28 protein-coding genes, 1 tRNA gene and 1 pseudogene are annotated in these 25,023 nt (G+C 71.2%); 19 read left to right on the top strand and 11 right to left on the bottom strand.

Going from position 1 to position 25,023, the window contains the following annotated elements; translation table 11 throughout:
- Window positions 1-221: 221 nt before the first annotated feature.
- Window positions 222-1,433 (top strand): sensor histidine kinase, encoded by a 1,212-nt coding sequence (locus tag E9998_RS13375; protein ID WP_136530205.1) that lies wholly within the window; start codon window positions 222-224, stop codon window positions 1,431-1,433.
- 60 nt (window positions 1,434-1,493) lie between these two features.
- Here E9998_RS13375 and E9998_RS13370 read toward each other — a convergent pair.
- Window positions 1,494-1,578: transfer RNA gene (locus E9998_RS13370), tRNA-Tyr, on the bottom strand.
- Between the two features lie 242 nt (window positions 1,579-1,820).
- On the opposite strand from E9998_RS13370, the gene E9998_RS13365 reads away from it, so the two are divergent.
- On the top strand, window positions 1,821-2,312 hold the full coding sequence (locus E9998_RS13365) for a YajQ family cyclic di-GMP-binding protein (RefSeq protein WP_136530204.1): 492 nt from the start codon (window positions 1,821-1,823) through the stop codon (window positions 2,310-2,312).
- A gap of 10 nt (window positions 2,313-2,322) precedes the next feature.
- On the top strand, window positions 2,323-2,976 hold the full coding sequence (locus E9998_RS26765) for a ribosomal protein L7/L12 (protein ID WP_275669512.1): 654 nt from the start codon (window positions 2,323-2,325) through the stop codon (window positions 2,974-2,976).
- Between the two features lie 122 nt (window positions 2,977-3,098).
- On the opposite strand, the gene recD2 is transcribed toward E9998_RS26765, so the two are convergent.
- Complete coding sequence (gene recD2 / locus E9998_RS13355; RefSeq protein WP_136530203.1) at window positions 3,099-5,336, bottom strand: SF1B family DNA helicase RecD2; 2,238 nt, start codon at window positions 5,334-5,336, stop codon at window positions 3,099-3,101.
- 150 nt (window positions 5,337-5,486) lie between these two features.
- Between recD2 and E9998_RS13350 the strand changes: the two genes are divergently transcribed.
- Window positions 5,487-6,164, top strand: a complete 678-nt coding sequence (locus tag E9998_RS13350) for an exonuclease domain-containing protein (RefSeq protein ID WP_136530202.1) — start codon at window positions 5,487-5,489, stop codon at window positions 6,162-6,164.
- A gap of 184 nt (window positions 6,165-6,348) precedes the next feature.
- Here E9998_RS13350 and E9998_RS13345 read toward each other — a convergent pair whose 3' ends face one another.
- Window positions 6,349-7,092 carry a copper chaperone PCu(A)C gene (locus E9998_RS13345; RefSeq protein ID WP_136530201.1) on the bottom strand — a complete coding sequence of 248 codons (744 nt, stop codon included), beginning with the start codon at window positions 7,090-7,092 and terminating at the stop codon, window positions 6,349-6,351.
- A gap of 416 nt (window positions 7,093-7,508) precedes the next feature.
- Between E9998_RS13345 and E9998_RS13340 the strand changes: the two genes are divergently transcribed.
- From E9998_RS13340 to E9998_RS13325, 4 genes are read left to right on the top strand one after another with little or no spacing between them, the layout of a single operon-like run.
- Window positions 7,509-8,006 (top strand): CarD family transcriptional regulator, encoded by a 498-nt coding sequence (locus E9998_RS13340; RefSeq protein WP_030160960.1) that lies wholly within the window; start codon window positions 7,509-7,511, stop codon window positions 8,004-8,006.
- 22 nt (window positions 8,007-8,028) lie between these two features.
- On the top strand, window positions 8,029-8,529 hold the full coding sequence (gene ispF / locus E9998_RS13335) for a 2-C-methyl-D-erythritol 2,4-cyclodiphosphate synthase (protein WP_204745429.1): 501 nt from the start codon (window positions 8,029-8,031) through the stop codon (window positions 8,527-8,529).
- 23 nt (window positions 8,530-8,552) lie between these two features.
- Window positions 8,553-9,437: a tetratricopeptide repeat protein gene (locus tag E9998_RS13330; protein ID WP_136530200.1), complete on the top strand. Its 885-nt coding sequence runs from the start codon at window positions 8,553-8,555 to the stop codon at window positions 9,435-9,437.
- A gap of 56 nt (window positions 9,438-9,493) precedes the next feature.
- Window positions 9,494-10,588, top strand: a complete 1,095-nt coding sequence (locus E9998_RS13325; protein ID WP_136530199.1) for a fumarylacetoacetate hydrolase family protein — start codon at window positions 9,494-9,496, stop codon at window positions 10,586-10,588.
- Between the two features lie 53 nt (window positions 10,589-10,641).
- Here the strand turns inward: E9998_RS13325 and E9998_RS13320 are convergent, their stop codons facing one another.
- Both E9998_RS13320 and E9998_RS25705 read right to left on the bottom strand, forming a co-directional pair.
- Window positions 10,642-11,124 (bottom strand): RidA family protein, encoded by a 483-nt coding sequence (locus E9998_RS13320; protein WP_240037605.1) that lies wholly within the window; start codon window positions 11,122-11,124, stop codon window positions 10,642-10,644.
- A gap of 2 nt (window positions 11,125-11,126) precedes the next feature.
- Window positions 11,127-11,285 (bottom strand): Sp36 family protein, encoded by a 159-nt coding sequence (locus E9998_RS25705; protein WP_091037332.1) that lies wholly within the window; start codon window positions 11,283-11,285, stop codon window positions 11,127-11,129.
- Window positions 11,286-11,409: 124 nt separating this feature from the next.
- On the opposite strand from E9998_RS25705, the gene E9998_RS13315 reads away from it, so the two are divergent.
- The 3 genes from E9998_RS13315 to E9998_RS13305 are packed head-to-tail and all read left to right on the top strand — an operon-like array spanning window position 11,410 to window position 14,143.
- On the top strand, window positions 11,410-11,967 hold the full coding sequence (locus E9998_RS13315; protein ID WP_136530197.1) for a hypothetical protein: 558 nt from the start codon (window positions 11,410-11,412) through the stop codon (window positions 11,965-11,967).
- A 14-nt stretch (window positions 11,968-11,981) separates the two neighbouring features.
- Window positions 11,982-12,980, top strand: coding sequence for an ArsA-related P-loop ATPase (locus tag E9998_RS13310; RefSeq protein WP_136530196.1), 999 nt, complete (start codon window positions 11,982-11,984; stop codon window positions 12,978-12,980).
- A 44-nt stretch (window positions 12,981-13,024) separates the two neighbouring features.
- Complete coding sequence (locus E9998_RS13305; RefSeq protein WP_136530195.1) at window positions 13,025-14,143, top strand: ArsA family ATPase; 1,119 nt, start codon at window positions 13,025-13,027, stop codon at window positions 14,141-14,143.
- A 130-nt stretch (window positions 14,144-14,273) separates the two neighbouring features.
- On the opposite strand, the gene E9998_RS13300 is transcribed toward E9998_RS13305, so the two are convergent.
- Window positions 14,274-14,600 carry a WhiB family transcriptional regulator gene (locus E9998_RS13300; protein ID WP_136530194.1) on the bottom strand — a complete coding sequence of 109 codons (327 nt, stop codon included), beginning with the start codon at window positions 14,598-14,600 and terminating at the stop codon, window positions 14,274-14,276.
- Between the two features lie 408 nt (window positions 14,601-15,008).
- Here E9998_RS13300 and E9998_RS13295 point away from each other — a divergent pair, with 408 nt between their 5' ends.
- A complete protein-coding gene (locus E9998_RS13295; RefSeq protein WP_136530193.1) occupies window positions 15,009-17,447 on the top strand; it encodes a transglycosylase domain-containing protein in 2,439 nt (812 codons plus the stop codon).
- Between the two features lie 114 nt (window positions 17,448-17,561).
- Here the strand turns inward: E9998_RS13295 and E9998_RS13290 are convergent, their stop codons facing one another.
- From E9998_RS13290 to E9998_RS13275, 4 genes are all read right to left on the bottom strand, one after another.
- Window positions 17,562-18,509 (bottom strand): ABC transporter ATP-binding protein, encoded by a 948-nt coding sequence (locus E9998_RS13290; protein WP_240037604.1) that lies wholly within the window; start codon window positions 18,507-18,509, stop codon window positions 17,562-17,564.
- Window positions 18,510-18,550: 41 nt separating this feature from the next.
- Complete coding sequence (locus tag E9998_RS13285; RefSeq protein ID WP_240037603.1) at window positions 18,551-19,486, bottom strand: endonuclease/exonuclease/phosphatase family protein; 936 nt, start codon at window positions 19,484-19,486, stop codon at window positions 18,551-18,553.
- A 784-nt stretch (window positions 19,487-20,270) separates the two neighbouring features.
- On the bottom strand, window positions 20,271-20,564 hold the full coding sequence (locus E9998_RS13280) for a hypothetical protein (protein WP_136530191.1): 294 nt from the start codon (window positions 20,562-20,564) through the stop codon (window positions 20,271-20,273).
- Window positions 20,561-20,917: a hypothetical protein gene (locus E9998_RS13275; RefSeq protein WP_136530190.1), complete on the bottom strand. Its 357-nt coding sequence runs from the start codon at window positions 20,915-20,917 to the stop codon at window positions 20,561-20,563. The genes E9998_RS13280 and E9998_RS13275 overlap by 4 nt, the downstream gene beginning before the upstream one ends.
- Before the next feature lie 225 nt (window positions 20,918-21,142).
- Between E9998_RS13275 and E9998_RS13270 the strand changes: the two genes are divergently transcribed.
- The 7 genes from E9998_RS13270 (at window position 21,143) to E9998_RS25355 (ending at window position 24,712) form a co-directional block, all read left to right on the top strand.
- Complete coding sequence (locus tag E9998_RS13270; RefSeq protein ID WP_136530189.1) at window positions 21,143-21,970, top strand: helix-turn-helix domain-containing protein; 828 nt, start codon at window positions 21,143-21,145, stop codon at window positions 21,968-21,970.
- The gene (locus E9998_RS13265) at window positions 21,948-22,133 is read left to right on the top strand and encodes a DUF397 domain-containing protein (protein WP_136530188.1); all 186 of its coding nucleotides are present in this window, start codon (window positions 21,948-21,950) and stop codon (window positions 22,131-22,133) included. Before E9998_RS13270 ends, E9998_RS13265 begins: the two co-directional genes overlap by 23 nt.
- Before the next feature lie 155 nt (window positions 22,134-22,288).
- A complete protein-coding gene (locus tag E9998_RS13260) occupies window positions 22,289-22,693 on the top strand; it encodes a hypothetical protein (RefSeq protein WP_136530187.1) in 405 nt (134 codons plus the stop codon).
- A gap of 220 nt (window positions 22,694-22,913) precedes the next feature.
- Window positions 22,914-23,474 (top strand): hypothetical protein, encoded by a 561-nt coding sequence (locus E9998_RS13255; RefSeq protein ID WP_136530186.1) that lies wholly within the window; start codon window positions 22,914-22,916, stop codon window positions 23,472-23,474.
- A gap of 58 nt (window positions 23,475-23,532) precedes the next feature.
- Entirely contained in the window at window positions 23,533-23,664 is a 132-nt protein-coding gene (locus E9998_RS26760; protein WP_275669511.1) for a hypothetical protein, read from the top strand.
- 76 nt (window positions 23,665-23,740) lie between these two features.
- The gene (locus tag E9998_RS13250; RefSeq protein WP_136530185.1) at window positions 23,741-24,505 is read left to right on the top strand and encodes a DUF2637 domain-containing protein; all 765 of its coding nucleotides are present in this window, start codon (window positions 23,741-23,743) and stop codon (window positions 24,503-24,505) included.
- 30 nt (window positions 24,506-24,535) lie between these two features.
- On the top strand, window positions 24,536-24,712 hold the full coding sequence (locus E9998_RS25355) for a hypothetical protein (protein ID WP_158299799.1): 177 nt from the start codon (window positions 24,536-24,538) through the stop codon (window positions 24,710-24,712).
- Window positions 24,713-24,774: 62 nt separating this feature from the next.
- On the opposite strand, the pseudogene E9998_RS25350 reads toward E9998_RS25355, so the two are convergent.
- A pseudogene (locus E9998_RS25350) lies at window positions 24,775-25,023 on the bottom strand (TM2 domain-containing protein); the annotation flags it as partial.

Below are 25,023 nucleotides of genomic sequence, written 5' to 3'. Positions count from 1 at the left end.
CGGTCCTTTCGCTGGGCGGGGAGGAAGGGCGCGGCGATGCCGGCGACGAGGAACACGGCCAGGAGCACGAGGCTCACGGCGGTGGTGGCGTCCAGGAATCCGTTCATGACATCAGCGTCGCCCCGGGCGGGACCCCGCCGCTTCGGCTCGCGGACGGGTTTCGGGCGGCGCGGGTCGGCCGTTCGACGGAGGGCCCGTTCACAGCGGATACGGTCGGGGGCATGACCGCGACGTCCGCCCAGTCGGCTTGGAGCAGCCGCTTCAACCGGGTCTCCATGCGCCTGCTCAAGGCCGGCATCATCGGCCTACTGCTGCTGACGCTGCTTGCCGAGATGTTCTCCCACGGCGACAATCAGAAACCGCCGGTTCACTCGTGGATCGCCTGGGTGGAGACGGCGGTCTCCCTGTTCGTCATCTTCGTGTACTACTGGTACCGCCCGGGCCGCAAGCGCTGGATCGCGGCCGCGGCGGCCGCGTCCCTCGCGGCGACGCTGCTCGATCTCATCTACGACCAGGGCATCCGGGGCGTGGGTACGGCCGAGTTGCTGGCGCTGGGTCTGCTCATGCTCTTCGCGGTCCGCCATTGGGACGCCGCGCCCGGTCGATGGGTCGCGTTCGCCACCGGCACGGCGGTGATGCTGATCGGTGTGGCGCGCCTGTACAGCAACGACCTTCAGAGCGCCGCGATCGGCGGGACGATGCTGACCGCCATGGCGATGACCACGGTGATCGGCTTCGGCGCGTACCTGCGGAGCCTGGACAAGCTGCGCCGGGAAACGCAGGAGGAGGTGCGCCGGGCCGAGCGCCTGGAGCTGGCGCGGGAGATGCACGACTTCGTGGCGCACCACGTGACGGGCATGGTGGTGCTCGCGCAGGCCGCGCAGGTGACGGACACCGATCCGCGGAAGGCGTTCGCGGACATCGAGGGCGCGGGCCTGGCGGCGCTGGCGTCGATGCGGCGGATGGTGACGGTGCTGCGCGAGGAGGACTCGGGCGGCGGCGTGGACCCGTTGGGGGACCTGTCGCAGATCGAGGACCTCGTGGAGCGGTTCAGCCGGGAGGGCACGGACGCGACCTGCTTCATCTCGCCGGAGCTGGCCGGTGCGGTGGCGCCGGAGATCGCGGCGACGGCGCACCGGGTGGTGCGGGAGGCGTTGACGAACGTGCGCAAGCACGCCCGCGGGGCCTCGCGCGTGCGCGTGGTGGTCGCGGCGGCGGGCGGGAAGGGCCTGGAGGTGTCGGTGCGCGACAACGGCCGCCCGCCGAAGGGCCGGGCGTCCGGTCCGCTCGCGCAGTCGGGTGCCGGCATGGGCCTGGTCGGTCTGGGCGAACGCGTGGACGCGGTCGGCGGCCAGCTGCGGGCGCAGCCGCGCCCTGAGGGCGGCTGGGAGACCGCGGCCTGGCTCCCGCGCGAGATCCCCGAGTCGGTCTGAGAGTCGACCGGATACGCGAGCGGCCCGTCCCGGGTTTCCCCGGGGCGGGCCGTTCGCTACTGGTGGCAGGTGCAGGATTCGAACCTGCGAAGTCGATGACGGCTGATTTACAGTCAGCTCCCTTTGGCCACTTGGGTAACCTGCCGTGGCGTGTAGCGAGAGCAAGAATAGCCTCCCGCCCGGGGGGCGGCGCAAGCGGGTTCTCCCCCGTTGAGACGGCGTTCACTGCCGTCGCGTCCGGGCGCGCGCGTCCGGGGCGGCGGGCCCGGACTAAGCTAGGCGATCGCGCCCCGGTGTCGCGGCGCGCCGCCGCGCCGACGACCGCGCGCCCCGCCTCCGCGGTCGCGGATCGGCCGGGCCCGAACCTACCGGAAGGACCGGACTGCCATGGCCGACGCCTCGTTCGACATCGTCTCCGAGATCGACCTCGCCGAGCTCGACAATGCGATCAACCAGGCCCAGCGGGAACTGGGGACCAGGTTCGACTTCCGCGGGACGGGCGCGAGCGTGGAGCGCAGCGGTGACGAGGCGGCCGTGGTGGCCGCCGAGACCGAGGACCGCGCGAAGGCGGCCCTGGAGGTCCTCAAGGAGAAGCTCATCAAGCGCGGCATCTCCCTCAAGGCCGTCGACGCCTCCGACCCGCGCCAGTCGGGCAAGGAGACGAAGATCGACGTGGCGTTCAAGCAGGGCATCGCGACCGAGGACGCGAAGAAGATCGGCAAGATCATCCGCGACGAGGGCCCCAAGGGCGTCAAGCCGCAGGTGCAGGGCGACAAGCTCCGCGTGACCGGCAAGAAGCGCGACGACCTTCAGGAGGTCATCGCGCTGCTCAAGGGCAAGGACCTCGACGTCGCCCTCCAGTTCACGAACTACCGCTAGCGGTGCCGTCATGACCTTGGTGAACGTGCTGGTCCTGGCCCTCTTCGTCGTCGGAGGGGGCCTGGTGGCGCTCATGGTGACGGTGACGCAGCGGTCGTACAAGAAGGACGAGCGCTCCGAGCACTGGGTGGTGTACCCGTCCGCGAAGGGCGAGCTGCCGGTGATCCCGTCGCAGCCGGGCGAGTGGATGCTGGTCCTCGAGGACGCGGGCGCCAAGCGCATTCAGGTGATCAAGGAGATCCGCGCCCTCACGAAGCTGGGTCTGGCCGAGGCGAAGGGCCTCACCGACCGGATGCCCTCGGTGGTCCTCGCGGGCGTCGACCACGGCACCGCGAGCACGGCCTACCGGGTGCTCGCGAACGCGGGCGCGACGGTGCGGATGACCGAGGCCCCCGCGGCGATGGCCCCTGCGGGAACGCCCGACGGGCTTGCGACCGACGCCGCCACCGGGCGTTTCACCGTGGTCATGGACGACGCGGGGTCGAAGAAGATCCAGGTGATCAAGGAGATCCGGGCGATCACGGGTTTCGGCCTGGCCGAGGCCAAGCGCTTGGCGGACGTCACGCCCTCCACGGTCCTCTCCGGCGTCGGCCACGCGGCCGCGGCCGCCGCGCACGGCAGGCTCACGGCCGCCGGCGCGGTCGTGCGAGTCGCCGAAGCGTAGACGCGCCGGACCGCCGAGCCCGCAGCGCGGGCGCGGCGGCATGTCGCATCGGCGCGGCCGGACCGTGCTCCTGAACGGTGCTCCCGGACCGCGCCGCAGAACCGCGCCGCCGACGCACGCCGTCAGATGGCGAGCCGGTGTGTCAGCCCGGTGTGGCGTTTGCCGGTCCCGGCGGTGCGCACGGCCGCTTCGAGCGCCTGCTTCGAGCCGACGAGGACCACGAGGCGCTTCGCGCGCGTGATCGCCGTGTACAGGAGATTGCGTCGCAGCATCGTCCACGCGCTCGTGGTCACCGGCACCACCACGGCCGGGTATTCGCTGCCCTGTGAGCGGTGCACGGTGATCGCGTAGGCGTGCGCGAGTTCGTCGAGTTCCCCGAAGTCGTAGGCGACGTCTTCGTCCTCGTCGGTGCGGACGGTGAGGGTCTGTTCGACCGGGTCGATGGCGCTGACGAGTCCGACGGTGCCGTTGAAGACGCCCGCGGCGCCTTTCCCGTAGTTGTTGCGGATCTGGATGACCTTGTCGCCCACGCGGAAGACGCGTCCGCCGTGGCGGCGTTCGGGGGTGGCGTCGCGTGCGGGGGTGAGGGCTTCCTGGAGGCGGGCGTTGAGGTTGCCGGCGCCGGGGCCGCCGCGGTGCATGGGGGCGAGGACTTGGACGTCGCGGACGGGGTGGAGTCCGAACTTGGCGGGGATGCGGGTCGCGACGATCTCCACGACCCGGTCGGCGACGGCTTCGTTGTCGTCGCAGGCGAACCAGAAGAAGTCCGTGTGCTCGGTCAGTTCGGGCATGGCGCCGCGGTTGACGAGGTGGGCGTTGGCGACGACGCCCGATTCGGCGGCCTGGCGGAAGATCCGGGTCAGGCGCACACGCGGAATGGTCTCGGCGGCGAGGAGGTCGCGGAGGACTTCGCCGGCGCCGACGCTGGGGAGCTGGTCGACGTCGCCGACGAGGAGGAGGTGGGCGCCGGGCGGGACGGCTTTGACGAGCCGGTTGGCGAGGATGGTGTCGAGCATGGAGGATTCGTCGACGACGAGGAGGTCGACGTCGAGGGGGTTGTCGCGGTCGTAGGCGGCGTCGCCGCCGGGCCGCAGTTCGAGCATCCGGTGGAGGGTGCGGGCCTCGAATCCGGTGAGTTCGGCGAGGCGTTTGGCGGCCCGCCCGGTGGGGGCGGCGAGCATGACCTTGGCGCCCTTGGCTTTCGCGAGGGCGACGATGGAGGCGACGGTGAAGCTCTTGCCGCAGCCGGGGCCGCCGGTGAGGACGGCGACCTTCTCGGTGAGCGCGAGTCTGACGGCTTCGGCCTGCTCGGGCGCGAGTTCGGCGTCGCCGCGGCGGTGGAGCCAGGCGAAGGCGCGGTCCCAGTCGACGCCCGCGAAGGCGCCGAGGCGGTCCTCGTCGGCGTGCAGGAGGGCGAGGAGGCCGGCGGCGAGGCCGCGTTCGGCGTGGAAGAACGGGGCGAGGTAGCGGGCGGGGACGGTGCCGCCCGAGGCGGGGACGTCTTCGGCGACGACGTGCTCTGCGGCGGCGGCGAGTTCGTCGAGGGAGCGGGCGACGAGGCCGGGGGCGAGGCCGAGGAGTTCGACGGTGTCGGCGACGAGGTTGGGGGCGGGCAGGAAGCAGTGGCCGGCGTCGGAGGCCTGCGACAGCGTGTACTGGAGGGCGGCTTTGACGCGTTCGGGGGCGTCGTGGGGGATGCCGACGGCGCGGGCGATGGCGTCGGCGGTCTTGAAGCCGATGCCCCACACGTCGTTCGCGAGGCGGTAGGGCTCGTGTTTGACCACGCCGATCGCGGCGTCGCCGTACTGCTTGTAGACGCGCACGGCCAGCGAGGTGGAGACCTCCACGGACTGGAGGAAGACCATGACCTCCTTGATGGCGCGCTGCTCGACCCAGGCGGCGCCGATCGCCTTGGTGCGCTTGGGTCCGAGGCCGGGGACTTCGACGAGGCGGGCGGCGTCGCCGTCGATGACGTCGAGGGTCGCGGTCCCGAAGTGCGCGACGATCTTCGCGGCGGTCTTGGGCCCGATGCCCTTGATGAGGCCCGAGCCGAGGTAGCGCTCGATGCCCTGGACGGTGGCGGGCAGGACGGTCCGGTAGGAATGCACTTCGAACTGGCGGCCGTACTTCGGGTGGCTCGACCAGCGGCCGGTGAGGGAGAGGGACTCGCCGACCTGGGCGCCCAGGAGCGGGCCGACGACGGTGACGAGGTCGGCGCCGCCGCGGGCGGGGCTGGCGCGGGCGATCGTGTACCCGGTCTCCTCGTCGGCGTAGGTGACGCGTTCGAGCACCGCCTCCAGGACGACGCCGGTGTCGGTGGGCGTGCGCCGGGCGGTGGCGCCGGGTCGGGGTGCGCTCATGCGGCGAGGGTAGTCCGGGGGTGCGTCATCGCCTCCGTCCCGAAGCGCCCCTGGAGGACCTCGGGCGGGCTTTCGCGGTCTTTGGCATGGTTTCGCCTGGTCGCGGTGCGCGAGGGAGGGATCGTCGTACCCGGCCGGTACGGTGTCGACATGAGCGAACAATGGTTTACGGGGCCCCTGTTGGGCTTCGACACCGAGACGACCGGCGTCGACGTCGCCGGGGACCGGATCGTGCAGGTCGCCCTGGTGACGAGTGAGGGCCCGACGACGTGGCTGATCGACCCGGGCGTGCCGATCCCGCCGGGGGCGTCCCGCGTCCACGGCATCACCGACGAACAGGTGCGGTCCGAGGGCGGGGACCCGAAGGAGGTCCTCGCGGGCGTCGCGGAGCAGATCGCGGCCGCGATCGCCGCCGAGGTGCCGCTGGTGGCCTTCCGGGCGGGCTTCGACTGCACACTGCTGTCGTACGAGCTGGAACGGCACGGCCTGCCGCAGCCGGAATGGCACCGCGCGGCGGTGGTCGACCCGTCGGTGCTCGACAAGCGGGTCGACCGCTACCGCAAGGGCAAGCGCACCCTGGGCGCGACCGCCCTGCACTACGGCGTCGCCCACGCCGAGGCGCACTCGGCGGGCGGCGACGCGGAGGCGACGGTGGCCCTGGCCCGCGCGATCGGCGCCATGTACCCCGAGGTCGGCGGCCTCACCGCCCGCGACCTCCACGACTCGCAGGTGCGCTGGCACGCCGAGGACGCCGCGAGCCTGGAGGCGTACTTCCGCCGCAAGGGCCGCGAAGAGACCGTGGAGCGCCGCTGGCCGCTGTGCAAGTAGCGAACGCCGCAGCAGGGTAGAACGACGACGGGCACGGTTGCACCGGCTCGGTCTCCCCGGGTGCCTCGACCCGCCGCCGCGACCGCGCGCGACGATGCCGGCGCCCAAATCGGCGGGCACTCCGTACCCAGTACGACGACGGGCCCCGATCCTTGTGGATCGGGGCCCGTCGTGACGCTGTCGCCTAGTGTTCGGCGGGCTCTTCGGGCTCGTAGAAGGAGCGGTCCTCGGCGTCGAGGGACTGGCCGATCGCCAGTTCGACGCCGAACTCCTGGCCGTTGGAGAAGGTGAAGGTCACCCACACGGAGCCGCCGACGGGGAGGTCCTGGGTGAGGTCTTCGAGGAGGAGGTAGTCGCCGCCTTCGACGCCGTGGTCGAGCCGGGCGTAGTCGGCCGGGGCGATCGCCACGTCGATGGCGGTCTCGCCTTCGAAGGGGTCCTCTTCGGGGGTCGCGGGGGCCTCGGTGGTCTCCTCGGCGTCCGCGGTCTCGTCGGTCGACTCCTCGTCGGCCTCCTCGGAGGCGTCCTCGCTCGCAGACTCGGCGGCTTCGGCTTCGGCCTCGGCGGCCTGGGCGGCGGGGCTGACGAAGGTCACGGTGCCGAGCAGGTCGTCGGGGGCGGTCGCCTCGTCGGCGCGGACGGTGACGCCGGTGAGGCGCACCTCCTGGTCGCCCTCGTTGCCGATCCACACGCGCAGTGCGGCGTCGGCACCGGCGGCGTAGCCCTCGGTCGAGTCGAACTCGATCTGGAGGTCGCGCAGGGCGAGGTCGTCGACATCGACGTTCACGCCCGCGACCGCCGACTGCTTGCTGTCGGTCTGGGTCTCCCGACCCGCGCCGCAGGCGGACAGGGCGACCGCCGTGGCCCCCGCGATCGCGATGGCGCCGACGCGGCGAACCGTGAACGACGAGTTGTTTCCCCTGACCACTGCTGGTCCTCCCTGAGTTCCGACAGGAATGCTGACGACAGCGTAGACGACGAGGACTCATCGCTTCCCTTGGCCGTGCGTGCGATGGGCCCTGCGTCTCACCGGAACCCGTTCGAACACCGATGCCGTTGCGCCCGAACGGATGTTGCAGACTCCGGGGCGAAAAGGGCCGGTCGCGGGCCTGCCGGACCGGCGCGCGGGAGCCGCTCGGAGCATCCCCGGAACGGCGCCGCGCGGGCCCGACACGCCGGAGCGACCCAGGCCTCATTTGCGTCCTCCGCGCGCCGCCCGGAAGCCCAAGGTGCCGTAGAGTAATCAGTCACATACCAATTGACCAGGGAATTCGTAACGATCCGCTGTCGGGGAAAACCCCGATGACGTGTTAGGCTAGACACAGCGAAAGGGGTTTCGATCCTATGGGTTTTAGTGTCGGCGAGACCGTTGTCTACCCCCACCACGGGGCCGCACTCGTTGAAGCTGTAGAGACTCGCGTCATCGGTGGTATCGAACAGGAATACCTCGTGCTGCGCGTCGAGCAGGGTGACCTCACGGTCAAGGTTCCAGCCAAGAACGTCGAGCTCGTCGGCGTCCGGGAAGTCGTCGGCGCCGAAGGCCTCGAAGAGGTCTTCGAGGTGCTGCGCGCCCCACACACCGAGGAACCCACCAACTGGTCGCGGCGTTACAAGGCCAATGTCGAGAAGCTCGCCTCCGGCTCTCCGCTGAAAATAGCAGAGGTCGTCCGCGACCTGTGGCGGCGCGACCGCGAACGCGGCCTCTCCGCCGGGGAGAAGCGGATGCTCTCCAAGGCCCGCGAAATCCTCACCGGCGAGATCGCCCTCGCCGAGGACTGCGTCAAGGCCGAGGCCGACAACATCCTCGACAAGGTCCTGCTCTCGGAGGCCCCGGTCAAGTAACCGGCCTCCGCCAGCGAACCAAGTGGACACCGACGAGAGCGAACGCTCGAATACGCCCTTCGTCATCGGGCACGGCAGCGACGTGCACCGCTTCGACGAGGACGTGCCATGCCGCCTCGCCTGCCTGGAATGGCCCGGCGAGGCGGGCCTGGCCGGGCACTCGGACGGCGACGCCGCCGCGCACGCGGCCTGCGACGCCCTCCTGGCCGCCGCCGGGCTCGGCGACCTCGGATCGAACTTCGGCACCAGCCGCCCCGAATGGGCCGGCGCCTCCGGCGAGGCCCTCCTCAACGAGACCGTCCGCCGCGTCAAGGACGCCGGATGGGCCGTGGGCAACGTGTCCGTCCAGGTCATCGGCAACCGCCCCCGCATCGGGCCCCGCCGGGCCGAGGCCGAGGCCGCCCTGTCCGCCGCGATCGGCGCCCCCGTCCGGCTCTCCGCCACCACCACCGACGGCCTGGGCTTCACCGGACGCGGCGAAGGACTCGCGGCCACCGCGGTAGCGTTGCTGTACCAGCACTGATTCCCATCCGGGAGTAGAGACCCATGGACGACCCCACCCGCGGCACCGTCGCCGAGCACCTCCAGCGCGCCGAGCTCATGTACGAGCTGGGCCAGGTCCCCGACGCGCGCGCCGAGGCCGACGCCGCCCTGCGCATCGACCCCCTCGACCCGGACGCGAACGCCATGGCCGCCGCCTGCGCGCTCGCCGACCACGACCCCGACGAGGCCCTCGTGTACGCGGGCGCCGCCCTCGCCCACCGGCCGCGGCACACGCGGGCGATGGTCACCCGCGGGTACGCGCTCGCCGACGCCGGACGCGACGACGAGGCACTCCAGGCCGCCGCGAGCCTCCTCGACCTCGACCACACCTCCTGGCGCAACCACATCCACTACGCGCTCATCACGCGCCACGCCGGGGCCGCCCAGCCGGCGCTCGACGCCGCGTGGAACGCCGTGAACCTCGCGCCCGACCAGCCGCGCACGCACCTGGTGCTCGCGGCCATCGCCGAGGACCTCGGCATGGACGACCTCGCGCGCCGCTCCCGGCAGGCCGCCGCCGACCTCGGCGACACCGGGCCCGACAGCACCGGCCCGGACAGCGCCGGCCCCGACCGTGCTGGCCTCGACCGTGCCGGCCTCGCATTCGACCTCGGCAGGCAGCTGCCGCCCGAGGCCAGGCGCACCCCGCGCCGCTGGGTCGACGCCGACGCCGACGACCCGCGCTGGCGCGAGAAGGTCTTCGGCCAGGGCCTCTTCAGAGGCGCGCTGGGACGCTCGGTCCTGCTCGGCACCGCGATCGTGTTCGCCGTCCCGGCCCTGCTCGGCTCCGAGATCGCCGCCGGTCCGCGCCTCGCGTTCGCGGCCGTCGCACTCGCCGCATGGGTGGGATGGTTCACAGTTCTGCGCCGCCACCGCGACCCCGAGTGACCTTTCGCGGGCGGCGATCGTTACTCCCTTCACACAAGTGACTGGAGGACGAACACGTGACGACCTGCTGGGTACCCGGGGCGGACGAGAGCCCGTACAACATCCACAACCTCCCCTTCGGCGTCTTCTCGACCGTCGACGAGGACCTGCCGCGCATCGGCGTGCGCATCGGGGACCAGATCCTCGACATGCACAAGGCCGTCCTCTCAGGGGACTGCCAGACCTGCGCGGCCTGCACCGCCCTGCGCGACCCGGCCCTCAACCGGCTCCTGTCGCTCGGGCGGCCCGCGTGGCGGCAGGTCCGCGCCCAGATCCAGGAGGCCCTGAGCGAACCGAGCCTCCAGGACGTCGCCTCGAACTGGCTCACGCCGGTCACCGACGCCCGGATGCACGCCCCGCTGCTGGTGACCGACTACGTCGACTTCACCCTGCGCGTCCCCGGCGCCATGAGCGTCCACCCGCGCGCCTCCAACGGCCGCGCCTCGACGCTCATCCCCTCCGGGATGGAGCTCGTGCGCCCCGCCGGGCACCGCCGCGGCGAGGACGGGCGCCCCGTCTTCGGCCCCACGGGGGCCCTCGACATCGAAGCCGAGGTCGGCTTCCTCATCGGCGGCGAGACCGAGATCGGCCGGCCCGTCTCCCCCGACGCGTTCGAAGAGCACGTGTTCGGCGCGGTCCTGCTCAACGACTGGACCGCCCGCGACTTCGCCGAACTGGAGACCGACGGCCTCGGCCCGGTCGCCTCGAAGTCCTTCGCGACCTCCATGAGCGCCTGGGTCACCCCGATCGAGGCGCTCAACGCCGCCCGCACCGCCGCGCCCCAGCCCGGGCCCGACATGGCCTCCTACCTGAAGGAGTCCGACCGGTACGGCTACGACCTGCGACTGAGCATCGAGGTCAACGGGGTCGCCGTCGCCGGCGCCGACTTCGCCGAGGCGTACTGGACGCCCGCGCAGCAACTCTCGCAGCTCACCGTCGGCGGCGCCGTCCTGCGCCCCGGCCTGCTCTACGGCTCCGGCGAGGCCGTGACCGGCCAGTGGCGGCTCGAGAACGGCGACACCGTCAAGGTCACCGCCACCGCCCCGGGCCCGCGCGGCACGACCATCGCCCTCGGCGAGGTCGAGACCCGCGTCCTCCCGTCCATCACCTGAGGACGGCACGGCGACGGCCGCTCCCGCGAGGCGGGAGCGGCCGTGCGGAAGGACTAAACGAGGACGGTCTTGGCGCCCGGCGCGAGGCGGGCGATGAGCTCGACCTCGACGGGGGCGCCCAGCGGCAGCTCGGCGACGCCGACAGCGCTGCGGGCGTGGACGCCGGCCTCGCCGAACACCTCGCCCAGCAGCTCGGAGGCGCCGTTGACCACCTTCGGCTGGCCGGTGAACCCGGGCGCCGAGGCGACGAAGCCGACGACCTTCACGATCTGCACCACCTGGTCGAGCGGGGCGACCGAGGCCACCGCCGCCAGCGCGTTCAGGCCGCAGATCCGCGCCAGCTCGTACCCCAGCTCGGGGTCGACCTCGGCGCCGACCTTGCCGGTCGCGGCCAGTGCGCCGTCGACCATCGGGAGCTGGCCCGAGGTGTAGACGAAGTCGCCGGCCCGGACGGCGGGCTGGTAGGCGGCCACCGGCGGGACGACCGCGGGGAGCTGCAAGCCCAGGCGCGCGAGCGCCTTGTCCACATCGGTCACCGCTACTGCTCCTTCTTCCGCTTGAAGTAGGCCACGAGCTGCTCGGAGTTCTGGCCGGGCAGGACGGTGACGAGTTCCCATCCGTCCTCGCCGAACGTATCGAGGATCATCTTCGTGTTGTGGATGAGCAGCGGTGCGGTGAAGTACTCCCATTTCTCCATGGGCCCACAGTACGGCGTCTTGATTCGCCCGCGCCGCACCGCTACGCTCGGAGTGCGTCGCCTCCCCACTGTGCTTTCCCGCTTCGCCGCCTCTGCCGCGGCATCAGTGAACCAGGGAGTTTCCGTGTCGTCAGACACCGCGGCCCAGCCGCAAGAGACCGCCGCCTCGCCCGCGGCCCCTTCCGTTTCCCCCGCCTCCGCGACCGGGTCCGGTCGTGGCGTGCGCGGCGCGCGCCCGCGTCGTCCGGGCCGGGGGTGGGCGCTGCTGACCGCCGCCGCGGCGCTGGCGTTCTGCGGCGCGCTCGTGTTCGGTGCGCTGCGGCTGCTGCCGGACGTCGCGGAGGTCGCCGATTCGCCCGAGCACACCGTGGAGGCGTTCTTGGCGGCGCTGCTGGACGAGCGGGACGCCGAGGCGTCGGCGGCCTGGTTGTGCGCGGACAAGGCGGACCGGGATCTGGCCGGTGCGTTGGAGCGGATGGCCGCCGCGGAGGGGCCCGGGGCGTTCGCCTGGGGTGAGGTGACGGAGACGGCGCGGTCGGTCGGGGCGGCGACGGTGACGGCCGAGATCCGGGTGGACCCGGGCGGCGGGGCGGCGCTGTCGGACCCGGCGACGTGGGTGTTCTCGCTCGTCGCCGAGGCGGGTGAGCCGCAATGGCTCATCTGCGGCGTCGCGGCGCAGTGACTAGACTCCGTTGAATGACTGCCAGCTCGCTTCCGGTGCCGCGCCTGCACATCGTCACCGGGAAGGGCGGTACGGGGAAGACCTCGGTGGCCGCGGCGTTGGCGCTGGCCCTGGCGGGGCCGGGGCGGCGGGTGCTGCTGGTGGAGGTCGAGGGCCGGCAGGGCATCGCGCCGCTGTTCGAGGTGCCGTCGCTCGGTTACGAGGAGCGGCATCTGGCGGCGGGGCCGGGCGGGGGCGAGGTGTTCGGGCAGTCGGTGGACGCCGACGAGGCGCTGCTGGACTATCTGACGATGTTCTACCGGCTCGGTTCGGCCGGGAAGGCGTTGCAGCGTTTCGGGGCGATCGACTTCGCGACGACGATCGCGCCGGGGCTGCGGGACATCCTGCTGACGGGGAAGCTCAAGGAGGCGGTGTCGCGCACCGAGTCGGGGCGGATGGCCTATGACGCGGTGGTGCTGGACGCGCCGCCGACGGGCCGGGTGGTGAAGTTCCTGAACGTGACCGTCGAGAGCGGGCGTCTGGCGAAGACCGGGCCGATCGGGAAGCACTCGCGGTCGGTGGCGCGGATGCTGCATTCGAGTCTGACGGCGGTGCATCTGGTGACGACGCCCGCGGCGATGCCGGTGCAGGAGACGTTGGACGCGTACAAGGAGCTCGCGGCGGCGGATCTGCCGGTGGGGCGGGTGGTGCTCAACAAGGTGTCGGCGGCGAAGACCGTGGAGGTCTCCGGCGAGGAGGTCGGGGCGGGTCTGGCCCGTGCGGGGCTGGGCGCGGACGCGGCGCTGGTGGAGGGCCTGATGTCGGAGTACGCGGCGGCGCGGGCCGAGATCGAGGCGGTGGGCGGGTACCGGGAGCGGTTGGAGCGGCTGGGCCGTCCGGTCGAGGAGTTGCCGCTGCTGCCCGAGGGTGTGGACTTGTCGGGGCTGTACGGGTTGGCGCGGGTGCTGCGGCAGGGTATCGAGCAGGGTGTCGAGGAGCCGCGGCGTGCGGACGGCGGCGCCGATGCGGTGTGAGGCTTGGGGCGGGTCGCGTCCCGTCGTGGAGATCGGAGCGGCGCATGGGCGTTGAGCTGGACGTCGACGGTCTGCTGGGCGATGCCGGGAAGCATGTGGTCGCGTGCTGCGGTTCGGGCGGGGTGGGGAAGACGACGACGGCGGCGGCGCTGGCGCTGCGGGCCGCGGAGGTGCACGGCCGCAGTGCGGTGGTGTTGACGATCGATCCGGCGCGGCGGTTGGCGCAGTCGCTGGGCATGGAGGCGCTGGGGAACACGCCGAAGGCGGTCGCGGGGGTGGCGGGCGGTTCGCTGGACGCGATGATGCTCGACATGAAGCGGACGTTCGACGAGGTGGTGGCGTCGCATACGAGTGCGGAGCGGGCGGCGGAGATCTTCGCGAACCCGTTCTACCAGGCGGTGTCCTCGACGTTCTCGGGGACGCAGGAGTACATGGCGATGGAGAAGCTGGGGCAGTTGCGGGCGACGGGGCGGTGGGACCTCATCGTGCTGGACACGCCGCCGTCGCGGTCGGCCCTGGATTTCCTGGACGCGCCGGCGCGGTTGGCGCGGCTGCTGGACGGGCGGGTGATCCGGCTGCTGTCGGCGTCGACGCCGGGGGCGCGGCGGTCGATGCTCTCGCTCATGGGTGCGAGTGCGGCGGTGTTCACGCGGGTGTTCAACAAGGTGCTGGGCGGGCATCTGCTGACGGATGTCGCGGAGTTCACGGCGAGTCTGGAGGACACGTTCGGCGGGTTCCGCAAGCGCGCGGAGGCGACGTTCCGTGCGTTGCAGGGGGACGAGACGTCGTTCCTGGTGGTGGCGGCGCCGGAGCCGGCGGCGGTGGGCGAGGCGGTGTACTTCACGCGGCGGCTGACCGAGGAGCGGATGCCGTTGGACGGGATGATCCTCAACCGGTTGACGCCGGTGGCGGCGGACCTGTCGGCGGAGCGGGCGCTGGGTGCGGCGGCGGCGCTTGAGGAGTCGGACGCGGAGGACCCGGTGGCGGCGGTGCTGCGGGTGCACGCGGATCTGGCGCGGCGGCGGGCGGCCGAGGAGCGGGTGGCGGTGCGGTACACGGCGGCGTGCCCGTCGGTGCCGCAGCGGTGGGTGCCGGCGTTGGGCGTGGAGGTGGTCGACCTCGACGACCTCCGCGCGTTCGGGGCCGCGGCGGCGGGGGCCTGAGCGTCCCGGTCGGGTTCGCGTTCGGCGGTCGGCTCGGCCGCGGAGGTTTCCGGGAACGCGAACGCGCCCGGACGGCGGTGCCGTCTCGGGCGCGGTGGTCTGCCTTCGCCGCTGGTGAGCGGCTCGCCGGTCAGTAGTTCACGTTCACCGGTATCCGGCGACGTCCTCCCTTGCGGGCGCCCCGCTGTTCCTCCTCCAGAGCGACATCGAAGACGGCCCTCCAGGAGCGGACGTCGGCGTGCTTGCGCAGCAGCGCCCTCCGCTCCCGTTCTGTCATGCCGCCCCAGACGCCGAACTCGATGCGGTTGTCGAGCGCGTCGGCGAGGCATTCCAGCCGCACCGGGCAGCCGCGACATACCTTCTTCGCGTTGTTCTGTTCTGCCCCTTGCACGAACAGGGCGTCAGGATCACCTTCCTGACACAGCGCCTTGGTCGTCCAGTCGATCAGCAGTCCCATCCGCATGACCTCCCCGTGAGATCTTCCCTTCAAACCCCCCGACGACTACATTCGAGTGATCTCTCGATCACTCAACGTCGCCGCCAGAACGGACCTTACACCTCTTGTAACTGTTTGACTACTCTCCGAGACGAAATTCGGACTCACCGGCACGGCTTCACCCCTACGGTTCGCTTCGCGACGGCGACTCGCGATAATAACGATTCCGATACGGGCGCAGCTTCACTCCGAACTCGCGGCGTATCACCAGAGGACGTCCGTCTCGCCTGGGCCGGTACGCGGTCCGCGAGCGGTCCCCCGCGGCGCCCGCATCGGAACCCGGCGCCGCCGGGACCGTATCCGGGCCGTCGGTTGACACAAGGATGTGGCGATGCACGCGCTTCCCGACGTCCGTTCTAATCTGAGGCGGTGGAGACCTTGAAACGCGACCGGAGTCCCCTGGGGGGCGCCCTGACCCTGCTCGTCTGCGGTGTGCTCGCCGGCGTGCTCGCGGCCGCGGCCGCATTCCCCCTCGTGGGCATCGCCGGGATGGTGGCGGAGGACGGCGTCGACTCATTCGAGTCGCTGCCGACCGAGCTCACCAAGCCGACCCTGCCGCAGACGTCCTATGTGTACGCATCGGACGGCAAGACCCTCATCACCTCCTTCTACGAGGAGAACCGCCGCGAGGTCACCCTCGACGAGGTCTCCCCCCTCATGATCGAGGCCCTCCTCGCCGCGGAGGACTCGAAGTTCTACGAGCACAAGGGCGTCGACTGGGCCGGCATCGTCCGCGCCGCGGTGGCGAACCAGGGCGGGGACTCCCAGGGGGCGTCGACCCTCACCATGCAGTTCGTACGCAATACCCTGATCTACTCCGCTTCAAGCATCGACGAGGTCATCGAAGCGTCCGAGGACACCTACGAGCGCAAGCTCCGCGAAGCCCGGTACGCCATGGCGATCGAGGAGACGATGTCCAAAGAGGACATCCTTGAGGGCTACCTCAACGTGATCTACCTCGGCAACCAGGCCTACGGCGTCCACGCCGGCTCCTACACGTACTTCAACAAGCCCCCGAGCGAACTCACCCTCGCCGAGGCCGCGACCCTCGCCTCCCTCCCGAAGTTCCCCTCCTACGCCGACGGCCTCATCGACGGCGAAGGCGACGACGGCGACATCATCGACCGCCGCAACTGGGTCCTCCAGCGCATGGTCGACCTCGACTCGATCACCCAGGCCGAGGCCGACGAGGCCGCCGAACTGCCCCTGGGCCTCGACCCCCGGCCCGTCCGCAGCGAATGCGTCGACGTCGCCACCCCCAACTGGGGCTTCTTCTGCGACTACTTCAAGGACTGGTGGAGCGACCAGGAGGCCTTCGGCGAGACCGAGCGCGACCGCATGTCCCTGCTCAAGCGCGGCGGCTACAAGATCGTCACCTCTCTCGACCCCGAGCTCCAGGACGCGGCGATGGACGCCATCCACGACGAGATCGACGACGACGACCCGCGCGCCCTCGGCTCGGTGACCATCACCCCCGGCACCGGCCACATCCGGGCCATGGCCGTCAACCGCGTCTACAGCCTCGACCTCACCGACAACGGGCCGCGCACCGACGGCGACGACGAGAAGCAGTCGAGCTACCCGAACACGACCATCCCCCTGCTCAGCGGCAACGAGCAGTCCTCGGGCTTCCCGGCCGGGTCGACCTTCAAGATGTTCACCCTGCTCGCCGCACTCGAAGAGGGCTTCCCGCTCAAGACCACCCTGCCCTCGCCGATGCGGTACACCACGATGTACCCCGCCGACGCGAAGGAGGACTCCGCCTGCGGCGGCTACATCGACGACGGCGTGAAGCACTGGTGCCCGAGCAACGACGGCTCCTACGCCTCCGGTGCGCCCCTGAACATGTGGGGCATGTTCGGCAAGTCCTCCAACACCGCCTTCGCGCAGCTCCAGCAGATGGTCGGCACCTCCAAGGCCGTCGACGTGGCCGAGCGGCTCGGCGTCACCTTCTACCCCGGCAGCGGCGTCGACCAGAACCGCGACAACCTCGACTCCTACGGCGTGTTCACCCTCGGCATGGGCGACACCACCACGCCGATGGACATGGCCGAGGCCTACGCCACCGTCGCCGCCGGCGGCAAGCACTGCGAACCGCTCCCGGTCCTCCAGATCATCGGCGCCAACGGCGAAGAACTGCCCGAAGCCGTCGAGCCCCAATGCGACCAGGCCATCAAGAAGGAAGTCGCCCTCGCCGCCGTCAGCGCCGCGCACTGCCCGGTCTACGACTCGGCCGACCGCACCCAGTGCGTCGGCGGCACCGCCCGCGAGGCCGAGGACTTCGGCCGCCCCATCATGGGCAAGACCGGCACCGCCGACTCCGACCGCGCCTACTGGTTCATCGGCGCGACCCCCAACGCCGCCACCGCCACCTTCGTCGGCGACCCCGACAACTCCTCGAACGCGGACCTCGCCGCGAACTTCCACGAGCAGGTCCGCGAGACCGGCGTCGACATCCTCAAGGCCGCCGTCAAAGGCCTCGACAAGAAGGACTGGGACGAACCCTCCGACAAGATGGTCAACGGCAAGAACCTCGTCTCCATCCCCTCCATCGAATGCATGGACGCCGACGAGGCCCGCTCGAAGGTCGCCGGCGCCGGCTTCGAAGCCTCCATCGCCCCGGGACAGTTCGACTCCGAATGCAAAGAGGGCGAAGCGTTCGCGACCTCGATGACCGGCTCGGCCCCCAAGGGCAGCCCGATCTACATCCTCGTCTCCAACGGCTCCGACTACAAGGAGGAGGACGAGGAGACGCCCGAACCGGGCGACGACGCGTCCACACCGCCGGGACCGGGCGACCGCGACTGACCGGGCGCGTCCGGGCCTTCAGAGCCCGGACGCGGACCGCGACAACGGATATGAGGGAGGGCCCGCGCCGTACGGCGCGGGCCCTCCCTCATATCCGTTGCGGCAGCGGCGGTCTCAGGCGCGCCGCTGCCGACCCGCCACCGGCTGCACCGCCGTCGGGGCCGCGCCCGGCTGTACCGCTGTGGGGGCCGCGCCCACCGAAGGCATGACCAGCGTGCCGGGGTCGGCCTCGTCGGTCGGCGTCCGGTCGGTCTCGGGCTGGTGGTCGTCGTGGAGGTGGTTGCCTTCGCGGAGCTGGCCGTCGCGGATGGTGACGGCGCGCTCGGCGCGTTCGGCCACGTCGTGGTCGTGGGTGATCATGAGGATCGTCAGGCCCTGGGAGTGCAGCTCGTCCAGGGTCGCCAGGATCGCGTCGGCGGTCTTGGAGTCGAGGTTGCCGGTCGGCTCGTCGCACAGGAGCAGGCTCGGCTCGGCCGCCAGGGCGCGGGCGATCGCCACACGCTGGCGCTCGCCGCCCGACAGCGTGGTCGGCAGCGCGTCCAGGCGGTGCGAGAGGCCGACGAGTTCGAGCTTCTCGCGGGCGATCTGGCGGCGCTTGCGGCGCGGGATGCCCTGGTAGACCAGGGCCATCGCGACGTTCTCGGTGGCGGTGCGGTGGGCCATGAGGTGGAAGGCCTGGAAGATGAACCCGATCTTGTCGGCGCGCAGCTGGGTGCGCTTGGCCTCCTTCATCGTGGAGGTGTCGTGGCCGTCGAACCAGTACGTCCCGGCGGTCGGGGCGTCCAGGAGGCCGAGGAGGTTCAGGAGCGTGGACTTGCCCGAACCGGAGGGGCCCACGATCGCGACGTACTCGCCGTCGTCCACGCGCAGCTCGACGGGCTTGAGCGCCTCCACCGGCGGCGGGCCCGGATAGGTCATCCCGACCCCGTCCAGGACGATGAGCGCTCCGCCTCGCGGCTCTGCCACGTCGGCGACCCGCGCGAACACCGCGGTGTCGTCGCGGTCGCGGTCGTCGAGGTCGCCCACGGCGGGCAGGATCACGGTGGCGTCGTCTTCGGTCACACCACCAAGACGCCCGAGCGCCCGTCCCGGGTTGCAACCCCTCAGAGCGTGAAGTCGGCGAGCACCGGCCGGTGGTCGGAGGCGGTCGCGTCCAGGACGTCCGAGCCGGTCGCCTCGAGCCCGCGGTAGAGCACCTGGTCGATGCGGGCGAGCGGGGCGTCCGCGGGCCAGGTGAACCCGAAGCCCTTCCCGGCCGAGGCGTGCGCGGATTCGAGCTGGTAGGTGATCGGGGCGAGCGAGCGGTCCTGGACGGTCCCGTTGAGGTCCCCGGCGAGGACGACCCGATCGAGCGGCTCGTCGGCGATGGCCTCGCCGAGGAGCTCGGCGGTCTCGTTGCGCTGCTCGGAGGTGAAGCCCTCGGTGTTGACGCGGACCGACAAGAGGTGGGCGACGTAGACCGCGACCGGCTCGCCGTCGATGTCGACCTCGGCGCGGAAGGCCCGGGCCCAGCCCAGGTTGAGGTCGACCTCGTTGGAGGCCGCGACAGGGTAGGCCGACCACAGCGCGACGGTGCCGTAGGCGACGGAGTACGGGTAGCGCTCGTTCAGGGCCTCGGCCCAGGAGAGGCGCTGGTCCTCGGTGAGCTCGACGAGCACGATGATGTCGGGCTCGGCGGCGGTGAGGGTCGCGGCCGTCGCCGCGGTGTCGAAGTTCTCGGCGTTGACGTTGTGGGCGACGATCCGGAAGTCCCCGGGGCCCTCGTGCTTGTCGGGGAACAGCCCCGCGTACATCTGGAGCCAGACCAGGGCCGGCAGCAGCGCGCACACGATCGCCAGCGGGCGGCGGCGGATCGCCGCGAGCACGAGCAGCACCGGCACCGCGAGCCCGAACCACGGCAGGAACGTCTCGATGAGGCTGCCGAGGTTGAACCAGCGATTCGGGATGAAGCGGTGCAGCAGCAGGATCGCGGCCAGCAGGAGCGAGGCGCCGATGACGACGCCGTTGAAGACCTTCGCGCCCGTCGAGGACCGTTTCACCCGCTGTCCGCCCTTCGCTGTGCCGCCGACCGCGCCGCTCCGGGCCGCAGTCCTTGCGCGCGATGCCGACAGACTAGCCTTCCGCCGCCACGGAATCGGGAGGCGCCTCCGGACCGACCGCATCCCCGCGAACGCGAACGCCGGGCCCCCCGATTCGGAAGGCCCGGCGTTCGTCGTGCTCTTGGCGGTGGCGGTGGGATTTGAACCCTATAGCCACTGACCAGCGGTGATGCTGCGCCGCTGGTGAACGCCCATCACTGTGCGCAATGTGGACGATGGTGGGGGGATACTGGGGGAATCGCTCTGCGGAGGTATGCGGGAAGCCGCCGCCCGACCGGGCGGCGGCTTCGGGGGGACAGGCCCGACGACCCACCAGGAGCGGGTCCCGACGCCGGAGTCACGTCCCTACTGTGAGTGTCACTCGGCATCCCGCGTCGCAGTATCGGCCGATCAGACAGAGTGCGGCCCGGCCCCTCACAGGGCCGGGCCGCTACCCCGCACGAAGCGGGGCACCCCGTCGACGGGAGCTGTGGCCGGGCGGCAGTACGGGGGGACTGCCACCCGGGGTTTGGGGCCTCCCGGCGGCCCGCCGTGGACACCGTGGTGCCGACCGGGAGGGTGCCTGCGCCATCGGGACGCGGGCGAGGCCGGCGAGTTCCATGTCCGGCCGTTCAGGGGAGGGCCGCCGCGGGTCGAGCAGTCGATGCGCGGCGGCCCTCGAAGGTGGAGCCGCCGCGTTGCCCGGCGGCTCCATCGGGGGAGGTAGGTCAGCTCTCCCGGGCGCTCATGTCCAGCTCTGCTGCTTTACGTTGTGGCGGTGGGCCCGCTTGAGCTGGTCGCCGACCCATGCCTCGCCGTACTGCTCGACGGCCTCGGCGTCGGGCGTGATGACCGGGTGGCCGCTGGCGTCCTGCTCGATCTCGCCGAGGATCGGGCCTCGCAGGATGCGGATCTGGGACCGGCGGCGGCCGCGGTTCCTCCAGTGCTCGACGGTGACCGTGTCGCCGGCGCCCGTCGGGGCCCGCCAGTCGATTTCGATCTCCATGTCCTCGGGAACGGGCGGGGAGGTGAAGGTCACGTCGTCGCCTCCCGCTCCCGCGTTGCGGAGACCTTGCCCCACTTGTGCGCCAGGCGGAACTTGGCGTGACGGAGTTGGCTGGTCACCCAGTCCTCGCCGTGCTCGGCGACGGCGACGGTGTCCAGAACCAGGTTGAGAACGAGGCTCGGACCTGCGCCCGTCGCGGTGACGGTGCCGAGCAGCGCCCCGTCGCGGAGGCGGATCTCGGCGGCGCGCGCCGACCGGTCCTCCCACAGGGGGATGTTGGCGGCGACGCCGACGGGCGTGAGTGCGGTCCACTGGGTGTCGAGGTCCATGCCCTCGGGCGGCGCGGGCGGTTGATCGGTGGAATCTACGCTAGGTGTGCGCGTCATCAGAGGCTCCAACTCTGGTCGACGTGTGAGGCGGGGCGCCGGCGATGCCAAGTCGGACCGGCGCCCCGCCGCTTGCAAGCGCCATCGGTGACGGCGCCCATACAAGGACGGTATGACGGGAACCGGACGCGGGGAAGCAGGCACGCGACAGGCATTTTGCCCGGGTCAAAATGGCGGGGGCAGACTGCCCGCGTCATGAGTTGAGGCGCCTGTCACACTCAAGGCATGTCACGAACTCCGTACATCTGCCGCGTCATTCTCGGGCGGCGCCTCGTCGAGTACCGCGAGCGCCGCGGCATGAGCGTGCCCGACGCCTACCGCAAGACCAAGGTCTCCGAGACCAAGCTCCGGAAGCTGGAGCGCGGCGTGAACGACGCCATCCGCTTGTCCGACATCTACGCCTTCTCGGCGGTCTACCGCTGTAGCCCCGAGGAGACCGACCACCTGATCGACCTCGCCGAGTCGGCCGACTCGCCGGGCTGGTATCACCCGTACGACGTCGCCCCCGAGTTCGCGCACTTCATCGAGCAGCAGGAGGCCGCCAGCGCGATCCACATCTACGAGCAGGAGTTCGTGAACGGCCTCTTCCAGTTGGAGGAGTACCTGGAGGAGCTCCGGGCGAACCGGCCTCGCCAGGGCGAGGAGCCCGATCGGGGTCTGCGGGCGCAGCGCCAGGAGAACGTGTTCGAGAAGTCGGCGCCGCCGGAGATCGTCTACGTGTCCAACGAGGCCGCGCTGCGGCGCCAGGTCGGCGGCCAGGACGTCATGCGCACGCAGCTCCGGCGCCTGATCGAGCTGGACGAGCGGGACCACATCTCGATCCTCGTCGTCCCGTTCGCCGCCGGCGCCCACCAGTCGATGTCCGGCCCGTACTCGATCCTGTACTTCGCCGACGGTGTCTTCCCGACGACGGTCTATCTAGAATCGCTTCACGGGAGCCGCTACGAGGATGAGGACGACATCGTCCTCCACCACGAGGAGGCCTTCGCAGGGACGCGGCAGATCGCCGTACCGATTAAGGAGTTCATCGATGAGCACTACCAGCTGGCGTAAGTCCAGCCGCAGCTCCGGCAACAACAACAGCGATTGCGTGGAGGCCCGTCGGCAGGACGGGACCTTCCAGGTTCGCGACTCGAAGCTCGGCGAGTCGTCGCCGATCTTCGACCTCGGAGCTGCGGAGTTCAAGAGCCTATTGGGTGGCGCCGCCCGGGTGTGACGACTGACCCCATCAGCGGCATACCGGACGACGCCTTCGACTTGGCATCTTGACCCAGAGTAGCGGCCCGCCCCGACGAATGGGGCGGGCCGCTTCGTTCGCTCTATCCGGTCATACTGAGGGCGAGCAGCGCCGACCTGCCCCTGGAGGACCTGATGTCCGATACCCGCCTGCTGTACGCGACCGACGGCGACGCCGACGAGGTCGAGCGCGCCGAGGAGATCACCGCGGCCGCGCGCGAGGGCGTCCTCGTCGACCACAGGCCGGCGCCGACGCTGCGCCCCGAGGTCGTCCTGGAGCTGCGGCGGTACACCGACCCCGTCGCCGGGGCCGAGCGGTGGGCGGTCATCGCGGTTTTCGGGTCGGAGACCGTGGTCGACGCGGGGACCGAGGCCGCGGCCCGCTGGGAGTACGAGCAGACCGGCGACGCGATCGGCGCCGCGATCTACATGGGCCGCGGCGAGCTGCGCTTACGAATCTGCCGCGCGTTGTGGATGAGCTTGTGCACCACGGGCTCGCCGAGGCCGAGGAGGGCGGCGACCTCGGCGGCGCCGCCGTAACCGCGGCGTTCGACCTCGGCGAGGACGAGCAGTGCGCGACGTTCGCCGAGGTCGCTCATGGCCCGGCGGTGCTCCTCGATCGCGGCGCGTAGGCGCGGCTCGGCCTCCTCGATCGGGAGGTCGTCATATTTATCCGGCATGGTCGTACCCTACCCTATGATGAGTTCATAGGGTAGGGTACGATCTAAGGCAGTAGCCCTTCCGAGTGGATGGAGATCCCGTGGCCCGCATCAACCTCACCGCCGAACTCACCGCCACTCTCGACGCCTACGCCGCCGCCCAGGGCATCAGCCGCGACGAGGCCGCCGGCCACCTCATCACCCAGGCCCTCGCGATCGGCGACGTGGACGGCCTTCTCGCCCGGCTCCAGGGCCAGGTGAAGGGGTCCTCGATCTGGGAGCTGTTCCCGGACCTGGAGGAGGACGAGGAGGCCCTGCACGTCGCCATCTACGATGTGGGAGACACCGACTGGGCCGAGTTCGAGATCGGCGACGAGCACGCAAACGTCGCCTACGGGCAGCACCGCGGCGCCTGGATCTACCACGACTCCCGCGACATCGTGGATCGCGAAGGCGAGTACGACATGTACTCCACCAGCTACACCATCGTCGCCGACGAGGCCACCGCCCGACAGATGATGCACGACGAGGTCATGCGCATCCAGGCCCGCTGGACCCCCGGCGACGAGCCGATCTGGGGTGACTGCGGCTATGACGGCGACATGATCGACCAGCTCGTTCAGGCCGGCGAGATCCCCCGCGCCGCCTGCTACTGCGGATAACCGACCACGGGCCCCGGTCGACCGGGGCCCGGCCCAACCCTCCCGAGAGGATCGATCCATGGACCGCATCATCGACCACGTGACCGCCGTGTGGACGTACGTCATGACCTCGCCGTTCACCACGGTCGCCCTGGTGGCGACGATCGCGGCGTGCGCCGTCATCGTGCTCGTGCAGCGCCGCCGCCCGTAGCAAGCGAGGGACCCGGCCACCTTGGACGGCCAGGCCGGGCCCCTCTATTCCCATCAGAACGAGACAGGAGAGACCAATGGTAGACGTCATCGACCGGATCGACCGGACGTGGGAGCCCGACGAGGCCGCGCGCATCGAGGTTCTGCGCCTGTACGACGAGAGCATCGCGGCGCGCGCACCGCGCACGGGTGCCGAGATCGCCCGCGAGCTGAAAGGCCTCAAGCCGCGGTGGACGCAAGGCGTCATCCGGTCGGCGGTCAGCGACCGGCGCCGCGCGGCGAAGGCGGACGCGAAGCGCACCGCCGCCACCGCCGAGGTGCCCGAGCCGGCGAAGGAGCCGAAGGCCGCCCGTGCGGATCGCGCACGGCCCGCCGCGGTAGTGACGCCCGACCCGCTGGTGCGGGCGCAGCGCACCGGGGCGGGGATCGCGTGGAGCGCGTTCGCGCTCGGCCTCGCGGTGAGCATCGCGGCGAACATCGGGCACGTGCTCATCGTCGTGCGCCCCGAGGCGGGGCTCGTGCGTATCGCGTCCATGGGCATGTCGGCGCTGTGGCCGCTGCTGCTGGCCGTCGCCGTCGAGGTGGTTTCCCGGGTGGCGTGGCCGCACTCGTGGCGGTGGTGGTTGCCGGGGTATGCGGGCACGATCATCGTGGGCCTGATCGCCTTCACCATCAGCTATCAGCACCTGCACGGCCTGCTGCTCGCGTTCGGCGAGTCGGCGTTGACCGCGCTCGTCGGGCCGATCGCCCTGGACCTGACCATCGTGGTCGCCGGCGTCGCGCTGCTGGCGATCGGTGAGGCCCGCAAGAACGCTCCGGCGACCGCAACAATCGAGCCCTAACCCCTTGGGGCCCAACCGAAAGGACGTTCCATGACGACGTGTTTCACTTGCAAGGAGCCGACCGAGGACGGCGCGGAGTTCTGCTCGCCGGCGTGTTTCTGGGAGGGCGAGGCCGAGCTGGGTGTCTCGCTCACCGGCCGCAGTATCGCCGAGGCCCTCGCCGCCAAGGAGGAGGCGGCCGCCAGCGCCGGTGACGGCGAGGCCTAGGCCTGGGCACGACGAAAGGCGCCCACCCCCGTGCGGGGGTGGGCGCCTTGGCGTTGCGGGGGTTAGGAGGTGGTGAGGGTCCAGGCGCCGTTGGCGGTGATGACGAGGAGGCCGGGGCCGTCGGTGAGGGCGACCGTGCCGTCGTAGGCGCCGATCTCGTTGACGAGCAGGGGCATCTCGAAGTCGGCGTCGGTGTAGTAGGAGACGGCGAAGTTCGCGTCGCCGTCGTGGGTGGCGGCGAGCGTGGCCGCGTCGCCCTCGTAGCGGAAGACGGCGTCGCCCTCGCCGGCGTCGGCGAGGTCGGGGGCGTC

Origin of the sequence: Glycomyces paridis, assembly GCF_004912155.1 — a bacterium.
Taxonomy (GTDB): Bacteria; Actinomycetota; Actinomycetes; order Mycobacteriales; family Micromonosporaceae; genus Glycomyces; species Glycomyces paridis.
The sequence above is the reverse complement of the archived record's forward strand: the minus strand, read 5'-3'. Positions and strand labels throughout refer to the sequence as shown.